Genomic DNA, 15,547 nt, shown 5'->3' on the forward strand with positions numbered 1-15,547 from the left:
CACCGCGTGGTTCGCCTCCGGGAATCGCCACCCCCGCTCCGCCGCGCGGCTATGGCTGCCATGGCACCCGGTGTTCCCCCAGTTCCGCCAGTACCGCGTGGTTCGCCTCCCAGCCGTCCGGGGCTGTTTTCTTCGGCCGTCTGTCGGCGGCGTGCCGGACTCCGTCCGGCGGATGGGTCGGCGGTGCAGTGGTCCCTTGCTGGGTGGGCGGTCCGGGGTCGTCGGTCCCGTTTCGCCGCGCGGCTATGGCTGCCATGGCACCCGGTGTTCCCCCAGTTCCGCCAGTACCGCGTGGTTCGCCTCCCAGCCGTCCGGGAACTTGACGGTTACCCCCAGTTGTACCGGCTCGGTGGACGGGTGGTCGTCGAGGAGGTCGGTCACGCCCGCTCGGCAGACGACGATGCAGGCGTGCCGGTGGCGGGAGGCGAGGACGCACAGGCGTCCCGTCTCCAGGTGGAAGGCCGTCGCGTCGGGGCGGCCGGAGAGCGGATGGAGGACGACGGTCACGTCGTACTCCCGGCCCTGGAGCCGGTTCGCGGTGTCGACCACCACCTCGGACACCCCCAGCTCGGCCAGCGCGGCGCGCACCGCCGCGGCCTGGTCCCGGTGGGCCGTGCCGACGGCGATCCGGTCGGCGGTCAGCGGCACCGGCTCCTCGGCCCGCTCGGACGTCGCCGCCCCGCCCCGGTCCAGCAGCCGCCGTACGACCCGGGCGACCGCCCGTACCGCCTCGGGGTCGGTCCGGGGCGTGTGGCGGGCCGGCAGCTCCAGCAGCCCCCACCCCGACTCGGCGGCCTCGTCGATGACCCGGTCCGGGCCGGAGCCGTCGGACGGCACCGCGAAGGCGAGCCGCCGGTCCCCGTGCCCCGTGCCGCTGCGGAACGGCGTGAACGGGTAGAACGCGTCCGACACGAGCGGCGCGGCCGACGCCGGGAGCCGCCACGACACCGGCAGCCGGTGCTGCGGCAGCTCGGGGTTGTGCGCCAGCAGGGTCGTCACCGCCGAGGCCGACGGGTCGTACGACAGGCCCGCCCACTGCTCGCTGCCCACGATCGAGAACGGGTCCAACTGCCCGGGGTCCCCCACGAACAGCGCCCGCTCGAACAGCCCCGCCACGGCCAGCAGCGCGTCCGACCGCATCTGGTACGCCTCGTCGACGATCGCGTGCCGCCACGGCTCGACCCCCTTGACGTGGGCCCACTTGGCGGCCGTGGAGATCACGACGTCCAGGCCCGCCAGCTCCGCCGCCTTCGTGGACTTCTTCACGTTCGGCAGGGCGTCGAGCGCCTTGTCGTACGGGTCGGAGTCACTGCTGTGCAGCCGGCCCACCGGCAGCTCGGGGTCCTTCTCCGCGAGCCGGATCACCAGATCGTCCACCTGCGCGTTCGTCTGCGCGATGACCATCAGCGGGCGTCCGGCACAGGCCAGCTCCAGCGCGGCGCGGACGACGAGCGTGGACTTGCCGGCGCCGGGCGGCGAGTCGACCACCACCCCGCGATGCGTGCCGTGCAGGGTGTCGCGCAGGATCGCCTCGGTGGCCAGGCCGGCCGCGGCCCCGGGGTCGAGCACTGCCTCGGCGCTGGTCACAGGACGTCCTCCTCGGTCACCGGGTCGGGCAGCGGTACGGCGTCGGGCTCACCCGGCGGCCCGCCGTGCGTCCACGGGGTGTCCTCGGGCTCGGGCAGCTTCGCCCCGCCCCGCTGGTCGTGCTCGAACAACGTGAAGCAGACCCGGTCGCCCTTCTCGGGGACCGAGCCGACCTCCGGCTCCTTGCCCCGCCCCATCTTGTCCATGATCCGCAGCGTGAGGAGCAAGCCGCGGCCGCCGTCCTCCGCGTCCTCCTCGGCCGCCACGAACTCGGCGGTCTGCGGCTTCCCGCCCAGCGAGCGGTACACCTTCACCCGCTCCCCGAGATGCGGCCGGTCCCGTGTCGCCACGGTGACCAGCGGCCGGGGGCTCGGCCGCTTGCCCTCGCTGTACGCCATCACGACCTCGACGACCTCACCGGCGAACGCCTCCCCCGACAGCCGCCGCCCCGCCATGACCAGCGGGTCGTCAAGGGCCTCCTGGGCGTCGAGCCGGGCCTGCTCCCGCTCGCGCGCGGCCAGTTTGTTCGCGGCGGTGACCGCGTCGTCGATACGGGGCTGCGGGGGCTCCCCGGCGACGATCCGGTCCCGGTGGCCGGTGAAGGACCAGCGGTCCCGGGTCCACCGGTCGGCCGCGTGGGCGCCCTCCGGCAGGGCACGGAGCAGGTCGAGGCCGTGCCAGACGGCGTCCCACGTGGGCCGGGTACGGCTCTCGACGAGGGCGCGGATCTCGCGCTCGGCGGCGGTCAGCGCGCCGAGGCGAGCGTCGGCCTCCAGCCCGTCCTCGGCGGCGCCCAGCGCCAGCCGCGCCCGGTCGTACCGCTCGATGGCCGGGGCCAGCAGCTTGTTGTCGAACGCCGGGTCCGTCGCGGGACCGGCGGGCGGGCACAGCAACTGGCCCTCGGCGTCCCGCGCCAGCTCGGCCCGCCGCGCCGCCACCTCACCCGACTCGCCCTCCGGCGGGTCGATCCACGCGAGCAGCGACGCGAGGTGCTGGTCCTCGACGCCGGACTGCCCGGTCGCCCAGTGCCGCGCCAGCAGGTCCGTCAGGGCCAGCAGCAGCGACGAGCCCGGCACCCGTGCCCGCTCCCCGAAGTGGGTGAGCCACCGCCCGAGCAGCGGCACCCGCGGCGGCGCCGGGTGGGGCGCCTCCGGGTCCTGCTCGGCGGTCCGCCGGAACCGCATGGAGCGCCCGAGGAGCCGTACGAAGTCGATGCCGGCGCGGCTCGGCACGATCAACTGCGGTGCGTCCGCGCACAGTTCGACCTCGACCTTGACCCGTTTCCCGGTCTCCGGGTCGGTCTCGCTGCGCTCGGCCGCCTCCACGACGTCGGCGTACGCGTCCACGTAGGGCAGCACGATGTCCGCCAGCTCCGCCAGGAACGCGAACCGCAGGTCGCGGTCGCGGGGTTGGGGGACGACCAGCAGCCGGGGCGCGTCCCGGTCGGTGCCGACGAGCGCCCCGAGCGGGGCCCCGGCCTCGCCGGCGGTGATGAGCGGCACGAACACCAGCGGAGTCGCCGTCAGATGCCGGTGCAGCACGGTGGCGGCGGGCTGGGCGCGGCCCGAGCTGATGGCTTCGAGCCGGGCGAGGGTGGCGATCAGTGACACACGGCCCCCTCGGTGACCGGGACGGGCGCACCGGCCGCCGCGAGGGCCTCCGCGCGCAGCTCCGCCGCCCGGCGCAGCGCCGCCACCGTCGGGTCGTCGGGGTCGCCCGCCCTGCCGTGGGCCGCCGCCAGGACGTCCTCGACGGTGGTGAGTCCGCCCAACTCGGCCCGCGCGGCCCGCCCCAGGGAGGTCACGGCACCGTCCGCGCGGGAACGGGCCCGGCAGTGGAAGGCCAGCTCGCAGGCGGCGAGGCACTCGGGGGCGTAGGTGGCGGAGAGGGCCTCGACGGCCGACGTCAGCTCGTCACGGGGGAGGTCGGGGGCGAAGCAGGTGCCCTCGGGGAGGGAGCGGGCGATGTCCTCGATCCGGGTGAGCCGGGTCAACTGGCGCCGGGTGACCGCGCGTTGCTTGCGGATGTCGACGGCGGCGGCCGTGGGCAGGTTGGTGAAGTCCTTCGGGCACACGAGCAGCACCCGGTGGTGGACGGCGGGCGCGGGGTCGAGCCGGGCGGCCACCTCCTCCAGTGCCAGGACGTAGACCGCGGACTGGCGGGCGGCGGCGCCCACCTTCGCCGGGTCCGCCGAACCGTCCAGCATCGGGAAGGACTTGATCTCGACGACCGTCCAGGTGCCGTCGGGGTGGACCACCACCGCGTCCGGCTCCAGGAAGGCGGGGGAGCCCGCGACGTCCAGCGCCACCATGGGGTGGTCGAGCAGCGCCCAGCCGCCCGCGTCGGTGGCCTCCCTCAGGGCCAGTGCCGTACGGGCCGCGCGGCCCTCGGGGCCGACGGCGGCGAGGTCGGGGACGGACGCGCCGGCCGGCGGCTCGGCGCCCGGGTCCAGCCTCTCGTGGACGAGTCTCAGCAGCTCCGCTCCGCCGTCCGCCTTCACCCGGGCCTCGAAGGCGTTGCCCCGCATGAAGGCGAACTGCGACTGACCGAAGGCGGAGGGCGAACCGAGCGCGTCCGCCAGCACCGCCTTGTTCACCCCGGCGCCGTCCAGCAGCGCTCGGCGCTCGCAGCCCGGGTTGGCCGCGAGCGCGGCGAGGGCGCGCGCGTCCAGCGCCTTCGGTGGGACCTCGGGTCCGCGCAGCTCAGCGAGCTGCTGCCGGAGCGCCGTCCCCTGCTTCCGAGGGGACGGCACCCGGCTCGGGTTCGGTGATCCGCTGCCGTGGAATTCGCTCACCCGGCGAAGTCTGGCATCCGGCACTGACAATCGGGGACAGGGCGCCGGGAGAGGCCGCCGGGACGGGGGTGACGGCGTCGTCCGCCCGCCCCTCACGGCGCGGCCCGCCGTCGCGCTCGCTCCGGATCACGAGGCCGGTGTCGGCGCGGTCGCCGCCGGTCGCCGTGAGTCCGAGTGCGGTCCGGCACCGGTCGGCGGTCCGCAGCACCAGCGGTGCCAGCAGCAGGCCGACGCCCATCACGGCGGCACCCGCCGCCGCGTCGAGGAAGTAGTGGTTCGCGGTGCCCATGACCACGAGGGTGGTGATCACGGGGTAGCCGACGGCCGCGGCCCGGACGAGGCGCGAGCCGCCGCCGAAGCGCCAGAGGATCACCCCGCACCACAGCGCCCAGCCGACGTGCAGGCTCGGCATCGCCGCGTACTGGTTCGTCATTCCCCCCAGGCCGCGGGGCGCGCTGGCCTCGCCGCCCCACCAGCCCCAGGAGCTGTAGTGGGCCATGGTGTCGACGAAGCCGTGCGCCGGGTCGAGCAGCCGGGGCGGGCAGGTCGGGAGCAGGGTGAAGCCGATCAGTCCGATGAACGTGGAGGTCATCAGCCAGGTGCGGGCCGCGCGGTAGCGCACGGTGTGGGAGCGGAACAGCCACACCAGGAGCACGGGCGTGACCAGGTAGTGCAGGGAGGCGTACCAGAAGTCGGCGGGTATCCCTATCCAGGGTTCCCGCGTGAACAGCCGGTTCAGCGGATGCTCGGCGTTGAGGCTCAGGGCCTTCTCGAAGCGCAGGATCGCCAGGCCGTGCTCGACGGCGGTCGACGTGTCGCCCCGGGCGAGCAGCCGGCCGGCCGAGTACGCCCCGTACACCAGCAGGATCAGCGGCAGCTCGGTCCACCAGCGGAGCCGCGTGCGCGTGGCCGGCACCGCCTCGGTAACCGGTGCGTCGGCCCTCTCGGTGACCGGTGCTTCGGCCGCCTCGGTCTGCGGCATCCGATCGCCCTCCCCCATCTGCGTCCACTGTGTTCATCTGTGCGTCGTGCGCGGGACGTCCTCCCGTGTGCAGGACGCTGTCCAAGACGCTGGGATCGCCCCTCGGGTTGCCCCCCGGCAGTCTGAGCGATGATGGACGCATCCGCCTCTTCATTCTCCCTTCTCCCAGAGGACACCCGGAAAGGTTTTCGCATGGCACCGCGCATCCTGCTGGCCCGCCACGGACAGACGGAATGGTCCCGGCTCGGGAAGCACACCGGCAGGACGGACGTCCCCCTTCTCGAAGAGGGCCGATGCGGTGCCAAGCTGCTCGGCGAGCGCCTGCACCGGCCGCCCCTGGACGGGCTTCCCGGGGTCGAGGTCCGTACGAGTCCCCTCTCACGCGCGCGTGAGACCTGTGAACTGGCCGGGTTCGGCGAGCGCGCCACACCGTGGGACACGCTGATGGAGGTCGACTACGGGGCGTACGAGGGGCTCACCCCGGCCGACATCCACGCCGTACGGCCCGGCTGGCTCATGTGGCGCGACGGCGTCCCCGAGGGGGAGACCCTCCAGCAGCTCACCGCGCGCGCGGACGACGTGGTGGAGTGGGCGCGGAGCGAGGAGCGCGATGTGCTGGTCTTCGCCCACGGGCACATCCTGCGCTCCATAGCCGCCCGCTGGCTCGGCGAGGGCATCGACTTCGCCGCCCGTGTCCGCCTCAACCCGACGTCCCTGTCGGTCCTCGGCTGGGCCTACGGCGACCCGGCGATCGAGTCGTGGAACGACACGGGACACCTGTCCGCCTGAGACCCCTCACCCCACGCGGAACCGGGCCCCGAGCCCGACGAAGTATCGCTAGTGCTGTGACAGGAAAGGTTCACCGGCTCGCGACGCCCGGCACGGCACCTCGCGGCGTTGTCGCATGACCCGAGTACATCCAGTACGCGGGTCATGCTCCGCCTTGCGAGGCACCGCACCGGACGCCGCGAGCTTCCCGGCAACCCTTTCCGGTCACAGCACTAGGCGGTGCGCGCGACGCCCGCGTGGCGTTCCAGGAACGCCGACACGCCCGCCGCGCGGCGGTGCGGCAGCAGGACGCGGGCGGTGCCCGCGAGCATCTGCTGGACGCGGGAGGACTGGACCTCGTCCAGCAGGTCGAGGACCCGCATCCCCGCCGCCGCGGCCTCGTCGGGGCGGCCGCCGCGCGCGAGGTCGTCGGCCAGTTCGGCGGTGTAGAGGGCGATGTTGCGGGTGAAGTGCGGGTTCTGGAGCTGCGCGGCCCGCCGCGCGTGCCGGGCCGCGCGGGGCCAGTCGCCGAGCGTGGACCAGCACTGCGCCTCCAGTGCCTCCAGCTCGGCCTCGCCGTAGAAGGTCATCCACTCCGGGTCGGTGTCGGACCTCCCCCGCCCGAACAGGGCGTGCGCCCGGGCCAGCGCCTGCTCGCACCCGGTGCGGTCGGCGAGCCCCGACCAGCCGCCCGCCTCCCGCAGCGCCAGCAGGGACATCAGCCGCGGCGAACCGAGGGGCCGCGCCACCCGCTGCGCGGCCTGTGCCGCCCGCACCGCCTCCCGCGGCCGGCCCGCGTCCCGCGCGAGGAACGCCGTGTTGCAGAACGCGTGCGCCTCCAGGGCCGGGTCGCCCGACATCCGGGCCGTGGCGAGCGCCTCCGCGTAGTGGGAGCGGGCGTCGTCGAAACGCCCCGAGTCATGGGCCAGCCAGCCCACCGAGATCGCCAGTTCACCGGCGCCCGCGTACAGCCGGTCGGCGCTGGCCTGCCGGGTGGTCCCCGCGTCGAGCAGCGCGTACGCGGCCCGCAGCGGCGCCGAGGCCCTGCGGTACAGCCCGTCGGCCCCGTGCCGGTCGTCGAGCAGCCGGATCTTGCGCACGGCCGCTTCGAGGGCCCCGGCCTCCGACGAACCCGCGCGGAGCGCGGGACGGCCCGCGGCCGAGGCCGTGCCGGCGAGGGCGAGGGGGCCGAAGGAGGCGGCCGCCACGGCGGCGGTACCCCCGGTCATGAATGCGCGACGTTGCACGTCGCTCTCCTCGTGGTCCTGGTACGTGTGGTGCGTGTCCCGCCGGCCGCGGACACAGCCCGTGTCGCCCCGCGGGTCCTGCATGTCGTACGTCTCTTGCGTTTCATACGGCTCGTACGCCCCTTCCGTCTCACCCCCCGCACCGAGTGGGGAGCGCGAGCGGCTCTTGGTGCGAGGGGAGGGCGCCTCCTCGGTGTTGCGCGCCCCCCTTCCACGTACCTCCGCGCGGGGCGCGAACCCCAGGTCGGTCAGGGTCCGGCCCGGGAACATATGCAGGAACACCCGCTCGTACGCGTAGTTCGGGCAGCGGATCTCCCCGGACTCGACCCGCCCGACGTAGCGCGCGTCACAGCTCACCCGCTCACCGATCTCACGCGCGGCACGGCGTACCGCCGCGGCGAACTCGCCCGGCGAGCGCTGCCCGCGCAGCCGCCGAAAGGCGAGGTTCGGCCGCTGCGGCCGGGGGGACTGGGATGAGGTCACCGATGACGACGCCATGGTCGGGCCCTCTCTCACGAACCGTCGAACCGTGCCGGAATCAGGGGAGTTGTCCCAGTCGAGTTGTCCCCGTCCTGGGTGGTTGGTTCCTCTGTGTCCGGCGGGGCAAGAACGTACCCGCCCCACGGATGCCTCGATGCGAGGTTTGGCTACAAACCGGATATCTCATCCTTGATCTGCCATGAACTGCCATCCTTTGCGGCACGGTTCCGCCGTAGCCGTTGACGGGCCCGCGCGTTGGGCAGCATGGACCGGGAGCGCCCGAACTCCCGCTGCCGTCTGCCGGAAGAAGGGGGTTGTACGCGTTGGAGGCCCGGATGAAGAACGTCGAACCCCGTACGCCGTTGTCCGACGTACCCGCCGGGGAGCACTGGCCGACCCCCGGACACCCCGCCCCGCCCGCCCAGTCGGCCTCCGAGTGCGACCTCGTGACCGTCCCCGCGCGACAGGGACTGGAGGCCGTCGACATCCTCCGGCGCGGGGCCCTCGACGTGGTCGGGCCCGTCATGACCGTCGGGCCCGTCCTGCACGACGACGCCTGCGACACCCTCGGGTTCCTCGTCCCGCCGGGCACGGCCGACGCCTGGGACGTGCCGGGCAGCACCTGCACACAGAGCGACGGGCAGGGCGCGGTACTGGCCCCCGCGGACGGTGCGGACTGGCTGCTGCCGCCGGGGGAGGCGGACCTGGCGACGGACCCGGCGGTGCTGCGGGCGGCGCTCGGCGAGGCGGCGCGGATGATCGAGGCCGCCGACAACTGCCGCTGAACCGCGGACGGCCCGGCGCCGGGGGCCGTGGGAGCCGTCGGGGGAGCACACCGGCGTGGAGGGCCTGTTCCGCACGGTCGATAATGGCCGTATGGGCAGGTCCAAGAAGGGGCGGGGACGGGGAGCCGACGTCGTCGCCGAAGCGGTCGACGGAGGGCTCGCCGAGCTGGTGCCGGATCCGGACCGGGCGCGGGCCTGGACGCTGCTCGTCGACGGGGCCCCGCAGTCGCACGTCGACCTCGACGACCCCGCGTATCTGTCGTTCGAGTACCAGCGGCGACTCGGCCACGTCATCGATCTCGTCGCCCCGGCCGGGCGGCCCGTGCACGCCGTGCACCTCGGCGGGGGAGCCTTCACCCTCGCGCGGTACGTCGCCGCCACCCGGCCCCGGTCCACCCAGCAGATCGTCGAACGCGACGCTGCGCTGGTCCAACTCGTACGACGTGAGCTGCCGTTGGACCCGAACGCCCGGGTCAGGGTGCGGTCGACGGACGCGCGCGAGGGTCTGGCCAAGGTGCCGGACGGCTGGGCGGACCTGGTGATCGCCGATGTGTTCAGCGGGGCGCGCACCCCGGCGCATCTGACGTCCACGGAGTTCCTCACGGACGTACGGCGGGTGCTGAAACCGGACGGGTGCTACGCCGCCAACGTCGCCGACGGCCCCCCGCTCGCCCATCTGCGCGGCCAGATCGCCACCGCCGCAGCCGTCCTCCCCGAACTCGCGCTGGTCGCCGACCCGACCGTGCTCCGGGGCAGACGATTCGGCAACGCGGTCCTCGTGGCCTCGGGGCGGCCGCTGCCGCTCGCCGAACTCACCCGCCGTGCCGCCTCCGACCCGCATCCCGGCCGCGTCGAGCACGGCAGGACGCTCACCGACTTCACCGGCGGGGCGGCACCCGTGACCGACGCGGCGGCCGTCGCCTCGCCCGCACCGCCGCCCTCGGTGTTCCGCTGACCCGCGGGCCGGGCACGGCGGGCGGCGGTCGGCGGTCAGAAGTTCTGCACGTCCACGCGGGGCGCGCTGTCGTGCCAGGTGCAGAACACCGACACCCGGTCCGAACCCGCGGCGAAGTCCACACGGATCCAGGACTCCGTCTTCCACACCTGCATCGACCAGCCCGAGCCGGGTGTCGCCGAGACGAGGGTCGCGTACGTCCTCGTCAGCGAGAAGACCACCCGGCCGCCCTCGGTGTCGTACGCCTTGACCTCACCGGAGTCACGGGAGTCGCCGGACGGGCCGGCGCCCGGACTCGGGCTGACCCGCGGGGACTTCGTCGGGGCCGGTGACGCCGTGCCGGCGTTGCTCCTCCCCCGACCGCCCTTCCGCTCCGGCCCGTCGGCACTGGGGGAGGGGGCCGGGCGGGCCGTGTCGGAGCCCCGGGCCGGCTCCTCGAGGTCCTTCCCCGGGTTCTTCGCCTCGGCGGCCGTGATGGGCAGGGCGCGGGGCGGGTCGTAGGCGGTGCCGGCCAGCACCGTGTGGACACCCCACCACGACAGCGTGACCGCCGCGCCCGTGGCGAGCAGCCAGGCCAGTACATGGAGGAGTCCTCTGCGCATCGCGGCCATCCTGCACCACGAGTCCCACCCGTGTCGTGGGGTGCGGGACCCCGTCCGGCGCGTGGAGGGCCTGTGGCGACGGTGTGCGCGGAGGGTGTGGACAAGTTGTCCACAGGCCCCGACCGGGCCCGTCCCGATGGCGTACGGTGCGGCGCATGGCAAGTGTGCTCGTGGTCGAGGACGACCAGTTCGTACGCTCGGCGCTGATCAGGCATCTGACGGACGCCGCACACACCGTGCGCAGCGTCGGCACGGCCCTGGAGGCGCTGCGCGAGGTCGCCCATCACCGCTTCGACCTGGTCGTCCTCGACCTCGGGCTGCCCGATCTGGACGGCTCCGAGGCGCTGAAGATGCTGCGCGGGATCACCGACGTACCGGTGATCGTCGCCACCGCGCGGGACGACGAGACGGAGATCGTCCGCCTGCTCAACGCGGGCGCGGACGACTACCTGACCAAGCCGTTCTCCGTGGAGCACCTGTCCGCCCGGATGGCCGCGGTCCTGCGCCGCGCGCGCGGCCCCGTGGCGGAGCCGCCCCCGTCCACGGTCATCCGCGTCGGCGGTCTCGCGATCGACCCGCTGCGCCGCCAGGCCGAACTGGACGGCGCACGACTCGACCTGACCCGACGCGAGTTCGACCTCCTCGCGTTCCTCGCCGGACGGCCCGGTGTGGTCGTCCCCCGCAAGGAACTCCTGGCGGAGGTGTGGCAGCAGTCCTACGGGGACGACCAGACGATCGACGTCCATCTGTCGTGGCTGCGGCGGAAGTTGGGGGAGACGGCCGCGCGACCGCGCTATCTGCACACCCTGCGGGGCGTCGGGGTGAAGCTGGAGCCGCCGGGGCCGGCGGTGCTGCCATGAGGTGGGCGCTGGTCAAGGTGTGCGTGGCGGTGACGACGATGGTCGTGGTCGCCTTCGCCGTGCCGCTCGGTCTGGTCGTCAAGGAGATGGCCCGCGACCGCGCCTTCTCGGGCGCCGAGCGGGAGGCGGCGGCCATCGCCCCCGCCCTGTCCATCACCAGCGACCGCGAGCAGTTGGAACGGGTCGTCGCCTCGGCGGGCGCGGACGACGGGCTCGCGGTCCACATCCCCGCGGCCGGCGACGGGGCCGCCGCGCTCGACCTCGGCCGGCAGCGGGCCTCCGACCAGGACATCGCCGCCGTGCGCGAGCTGGGCCGCGCGTCCACCACCGAGGTGGCGGGCGGGTCCACGCTGCTCCAGCCCACCGCGCTCAGTTCGGGCGAGATAGCGGTCGTCGAGGTGTTCGTCCCCGAGGCCGAGGTGAGCAACGGCGTGGCCACCGCGTGGGCGGTGCTCGCCGGTGTGGGCGTGGCCCTCGTCGTCGGCTCGGTCGCGGTGGCCGACCGGCTGGGGGTGCGGATGGTCCGGCCCGCCCGGCGGCTGGTGGACAGCGCTCACGACCTGGGCGAGGGGCAGTTGGGCGCGCGGGTGCCCGAGGAGGGGCCGAAGGAACTGCGGCTGGCGGCGGTGGCGTTCAACGCGATGGCCGACCAGGTGGTCCAACTCCTGGCGAACGAGCGGGAGCTGGCGGCCGACCTGTCGCACCGGCTGCGCACACCGCTGACCGTGCTGCGGCTCAACGCGGCCTCGCTCGGCGACGGGCCGGCCGCCGAACAGACCCGGGCGGCGGTGGAGCAGCTGGAGCGCGAGGTCGACACGATCATCCGGACGGCGCGGGAGGCCAAGCCGCAGACCGCGGCGGTGGGGCCGGGCGCCGGGTGCGACGCGGCGGAGGTGGTCCGGGAGCGGATGGCGTTCTGGTCGGCGCTCGCGGAGGACGAGGGCCGCAAGTGGCGGGTGGCCGGGGTCGAGCGGCCGGTCCGCATACCCGTCGCGCGGGCCGACCTCGCCGCCGCGCTCGACGCCCTCCTCGGCAATGTCTTCCGGCACACGGCGGAGGGCACCGCCTTCGCCGTCGACGTGCACAACGGCGAGGACGCCGTGATCGTGCTCGTCTCCGACGCCGGCCCCGGTATCGCCGATCCGGAGGCGGCCATGGCACGCGGCCGAGGCTCCGGGCACGACGGCTCGACCGGGCTCGGCCTCGACATAGTCCGCCGCCTCGCGGAGGCGACGGGCGGCGACGTACGCATCGGATCGTCGGTGCTGGGCGGCACCGAGGTGCGGATCTGGATCCAGCTGGGCGGTCGGGACGTGAGGAGGCCGACGCGCAAGGGGCACCGCGGGGCGATGCGGCGCCGCAGGCAGACGGGGCCGGCGTCGGTGTTCAAGTAGCCGCCGTCGCCACGACGGGGGTCACGGCCGTCGCACGGCTCGGGTCACCCGGGTCGTCACCGCCGCGTACGCGATGCCCACGGCGAGGGAGGCGAGGAGGGCGAGGGCGGGGAAGTCGTCCTGGAGGTGCGGGTAGACCTGGAAGTGGGTCAGATAGATGTAGAGGGAACTGCCCGCGAGGACGCCGGCCAGGCGGTTCAGGGGGGCGAGGCTGGGCAGTGTCGGGACCCAGATCAGCAGGGTCAGGCCGGCGATCACCACGGCGGTGCGCAGCTGCTGGTCCGGCTGGAACAGGCCGGGCGTGGCGAGCACCAGGACCGCGGTCAGGAGCAGACGCCGCCGGGCCGTGGTGGCGCGGGCCGCCGCCCAGCCCAGGGCGAAGAGCCAGAAGACCACCGTGGGGCCGAGGTGGAAGCGGGCGGGGGCCAGGTCGGCGATGTCGTAGCGGCCGAGAAGCCCTACGGCCAGCAGGGCGAGCGGGAGGCCGAAGGGGTGGCGCCGCTCCAGACGGTCGACCAGGGGGAGGGCCAGCAACAGGGCGAGGGTGACGAGGAAGTAGAGCAGGGCCTCTATGAACCAGTAGTGCCACTCGTGGCGTTCGGGTCCCTGGTCGACGAGGCTGTTGAGGAGAAGGGCGTTCGCGGGGTCGTAGAGGCCGGTCGCCAGGACCGCCGCGGTGATCCACGCCGCGCTCGGCAGGGCGATCCGGGCGATGCTGCGCCACAGGTGCCGTACTCGCGAGCGGTGTTCGGCGTCGGTGAGGTGGAAGCGGGCGAAGTTGTGGCCCGCGACGCCGATGAGGATGTGGGCGGCGCCCTGGACGGTGAAGAGGTGGATGTGCGAGCCGACGATCAGGACGATGCCGACGGCGCGCAGGGCGATACCGGTCTCCAGGGTGCGGCGCAGGCCGGCGCGGGCGGGGGCCGGCCCCGTCCCGGTCCGCGCCGAGTCGGTCGGCGCCGCCGGAGCCAGGTCGCGCAGGGGGCGGGTGTGCCAGTCGGGCGGGAGGGCGCCGAGTGCCTCCTCCAGACGCAGGGACATCTCGACGTAGCAGAGGGAGTCGCCGCCGAGCCCGACGAAGGTGCTGTCGTCGGTGACGTCGGTGCGGTCGAGGATCTCGGCGTAGAGGGCGCGGAGTTGATCGGTGGGGCGCCGGCCGGGGGCCGGGGGGCGGTCGTCTGACGGGGACTCGGCTGTCACGCAGCGGTCCGCGGCCGTGCTCCGCCGGGTGGCGGTGGCGCTTCCCGGGGCAGGGGTGTGCTCATGGACCGGGGTGGTCCCCGCGCCCCCGGTGTGCCCGTCGGCCGGCGGGAGCGTGGAGCGCGTGGCGGCTGAAGGGGGAGCGGCCGGGCGGGTCAGATGGCGGACCGCCGTGTAGTCCGGCTTGCCCGTGGGCAGGCGGGGGAGGTCCGCTTCGGGGAGCGCGCAAAGGCGTACCGCCCGGGGCGGGAGACCGCACGCGGCCGCCGCCAGGCGTCGGAGACGGGGCTCGTCGGCGGCGGTTCCGGCGGCGGCGATCGCCAACTCGTCGCCGTCGCCCGCGCAGTACGCCCGCACGCCGTGCCGTTCCAGCGCGGCCTCGACGCGCTGCGGGTCGATCCGCAGGCCGAGGATCTTCGCGAAGCGGCTGCGGCGGCCGACGATCTCGTACAGGCCGTCGGCCGCCTGCCGGGCGAGGTCGCCGGTGCGGAGTTCGGTGACGGTGCGGCCGAGGGAGAGGTCGGCGGGGCTGTCGGCGTAGCCGAGCATCACGTTGGGGCCCGAGTAGACCAGTTCGCCCACGAGGGTCCGCCGGTCGCCCTCGCCACTGGCCGGGCCGTGGTCCGAGGCGCGGACGGGGGCGAGTCCCTGGCCGGGAGCGAGCCCGTGGTCGGCGGTGCGTCCGTGGCCGGGGGCGAGCGCGTGCTCGTGGTCGTCGAGCGGCCGCAGGTGGAAGGAGCCGCCGGGGATCGGGATGCCGACGGCCTCCGGGCGGGTGGCCGCGAGGTGGGGCGGCAGATACGCCATACGGGCCGTGGCCTCGGTCTGGCCGTACATGACGAACAGGTCCCAGCCGCGGCGGCGCCCCAACTCGGCGTAGCGGGCGACCCGCTCGGGCGCGAGCCTGCCACCGGCCTGAGTGATCCGGCGCAGTCGCGGCAGCTCCATGCTGTCGAAGCCGATCCGGTCGAGCAGGTCGAAGGTGTACGGCACCCCGGCGAGTGACGTCGCTTCGGCGGCGCGGAACTCGGCCCAGAACGCGTCGTCGGTGACCGACCGCTCGGTGAGGAGCAGACCGGCGCCGCGCGAGAGATGGCTGTGGATGACGGACAGGCCGTAGCAGTAGTGCATCGGGAGGGTGGTGGCCGCCCGGTCGGAGTCGGTGATGCCGAGGTAGGTGGCGATGGACTCGGCGTTGGCCAGCACGTTGTCGTGCGAGAGCCGTACCAGTTTGGGGGAGCCCGTCGAGCCCGAGGTGCTCAGCAGCAGGGCGAGGTCCGGGTGGAGGGTGTGGGCGGTGCCGGGGTGGTGCTCGTCGAGCGTCCAGGCGCCGTCGGGGCCGGTGCGGGCCACCACGTCGGGCGCGTACGCGGCGGTGAGGGAGGCGATGGCCTCGTCGCCGTCGCCGGGGACGAGCAGCACGGGGTGGCCGACGGAGAGGGCGGCCAGATACGTGACCAGCGCGTCGGCGCGGTTGGCCCCGGCCACCAACACCAGCCGCCGTACGGGGCCGAGTCGCTCGGCGGTGGTGGCGACGCGCTCCGCGAGGGCGCGGTAGGTGACCGTGCCGCTGGGGGTGTGGAGCGCGACGCGGTCGCCGTGCGCGGCGAGGTCGCGGGCGAAGGGCACCGCGTGCGGTCGTGCCGGGGGGCTCGGCAGCAGGACCGGGGCGGCCGGGGCGGTGCGGACGGGCAGGGCGACGGAGGCGGCCCGGACGGGGCCGGAGGAGTGGATCACGGGGCGTGGCCTTTCGGGACAGCGTTCGCGGGTAGCACGCGCCCCTTGACGCTTAGGCAAGGTTTACCTTATTCATAGCATGTTCACAGTTGGCTAAAAAGCGTCACTTCGCCCTCGCCGACCGGGGTCACGACCCTTGATGCACCGGCGAGCCGC

At 74.4% G+C, this 15,547-nt stretch carries 12 protein-coding genes; 5 read left to right on the forward strand and 7 right to left on the reverse strand.

What is annotated here, in order from left to right; translation table 11 throughout:
* Positions 1–243: 243 nt before the first annotated feature.
* The 4 genes from SMA5143A_RS20540 to SMA5143A_RS20555 are packed head-to-tail and all read right to left on the reverse strand — an operon-like array spanning position 244 to position 5,363.
* The gene (locus SMA5143A_RS20540) at positions 244–1,587 is read right to left on the reverse strand and encodes an AAA domain-containing protein (protein WP_107464346.1); all 1,344 of its coding nucleotides are present in this window, start codon (positions 1,585–1,587) and stop codon (positions 244–246) included.
* A complete protein-coding gene (locus SMA5143A_RS20545; RefSeq protein ID WP_107464347.1) occupies positions 1,584–3,197 on the reverse strand; it encodes a hypothetical protein in 1,614 nt (537 codons plus the stop codon). The genes SMA5143A_RS20540 and SMA5143A_RS20545 overlap by 4 nt, the downstream gene beginning before the upstream one ends.
* Positions 3,188–4,339, reverse strand: coding sequence for a hypothetical protein (locus tag SMA5143A_RS20550; RefSeq protein WP_107464348.1), 1,152 nt, complete (start codon positions 4,337–4,339; stop codon positions 3,188–3,190). The genes SMA5143A_RS20545 and SMA5143A_RS20550 overlap by 10 nt, the downstream gene beginning before the upstream one ends.
* Positions 4,290–5,363 carry a phosphatase PAP2 family protein gene (locus tag SMA5143A_RS20555; RefSeq protein ID WP_107464349.1) on the reverse strand — a complete coding sequence of 358 codons (1,074 nt, stop codon included), beginning with the start codon at positions 5,361–5,363 and terminating at the stop codon, positions 4,290–4,292. Before SMA5143A_RS20555 ends, SMA5143A_RS20550 begins: the two co-directional genes overlap by 50 nt.
* Before the next feature lie 192 nt (positions 5,364–5,555).
* On the opposite strand from SMA5143A_RS20555, the gene SMA5143A_RS20560 reads away from it, so the two are divergent.
* Positions 5,556–6,152 carry a histidine phosphatase family protein gene (locus SMA5143A_RS20560; RefSeq protein WP_107464350.1) on the forward strand — a complete coding sequence of 199 codons (597 nt, stop codon included), beginning with the start codon at positions 5,556–5,558 and terminating at the stop codon, positions 6,150–6,152.
* Positions 6,153–6,364: 212 nt separating this feature from the next.
* On the opposite strand, the gene SMA5143A_RS20565 is transcribed toward SMA5143A_RS20560, so the two are convergent.
* Positions 6,365–7,876 (reverse strand): hypothetical protein, encoded by a 1,512-nt coding sequence (locus SMA5143A_RS20565; RefSeq protein ID WP_107464351.1) that lies wholly within the window; start codon positions 7,874–7,876, stop codon positions 6,365–6,367.
* A 317-nt stretch (positions 7,877–8,193) separates the two neighbouring features.
* Between SMA5143A_RS20565 and SMA5143A_RS20570 the strand changes: the two genes are divergently transcribed.
* Positions 8,194–8,643, forward strand: coding sequence for a hypothetical protein (locus SMA5143A_RS20570; RefSeq protein WP_258193641.1), 450 nt, complete (start codon positions 8,194–8,196; stop codon positions 8,641–8,643).
* Positions 8,644–8,734: 91 nt separating this feature from the next.
* Positions 8,735–9,598, forward strand: coding sequence for a spermidine synthase (locus SMA5143A_RS20575; protein ID WP_107464352.1), 864 nt, complete (start codon positions 8,735–8,737; stop codon positions 9,596–9,598).
* Positions 9,599–9,633: 35 nt separating this feature from the next.
* Here the strand turns inward: SMA5143A_RS20575 and SMA5143A_RS20580 are convergent, their stop codons facing one another.
* Positions 9,634–10,209: a hypothetical protein gene (locus tag SMA5143A_RS20580; protein WP_107464353.1), complete on the reverse strand. Its 576-nt coding sequence runs from the start codon at positions 10,207–10,209 to the stop codon at positions 9,634–9,636.
* 146 nt (positions 10,210–10,355) lie between these two features.
* Here SMA5143A_RS20580 and SMA5143A_RS20585 point away from each other — a divergent pair, with 146 nt between their 5' ends.
* A complete protein-coding gene (locus SMA5143A_RS20585; protein WP_107464354.1) occupies positions 10,356–11,060 on the forward strand; it encodes a response regulator transcription factor in 705 nt (234 codons plus the stop codon).
* Positions 11,057–12,454 (forward strand): sensor histidine kinase, encoded by a 1,398-nt coding sequence (locus tag SMA5143A_RS20590; protein WP_107464355.1) that lies wholly within the window; start codon positions 11,057–11,059, stop codon positions 12,452–12,454. The genes SMA5143A_RS20585 and SMA5143A_RS20590 overlap by 4 nt, the downstream gene beginning before the upstream one ends.
* Positions 12,455–12,475: 21 nt before the next feature.
* Here the strand turns inward: SMA5143A_RS20590 and SMA5143A_RS20595 are convergent, their stop codons facing one another.
* Positions 12,476–15,391, reverse strand: a complete 2,916-nt coding sequence (locus SMA5143A_RS20595) for an AMP-binding protein (RefSeq protein ID WP_107464356.1) — start codon at positions 15,389–15,391, stop codon at positions 12,476–12,478.
* Between the last annotated feature and the right edge of the window lie 156 nt (positions 15,392–15,547).

This window comes from Streptomyces sp. MA5143a, from assembly GCF_900290235.1.
GTDB lineage: Bacteria > Actinomycetota > Actinomycetes > Streptomycetales > Streptomycetaceae > Streptomyces.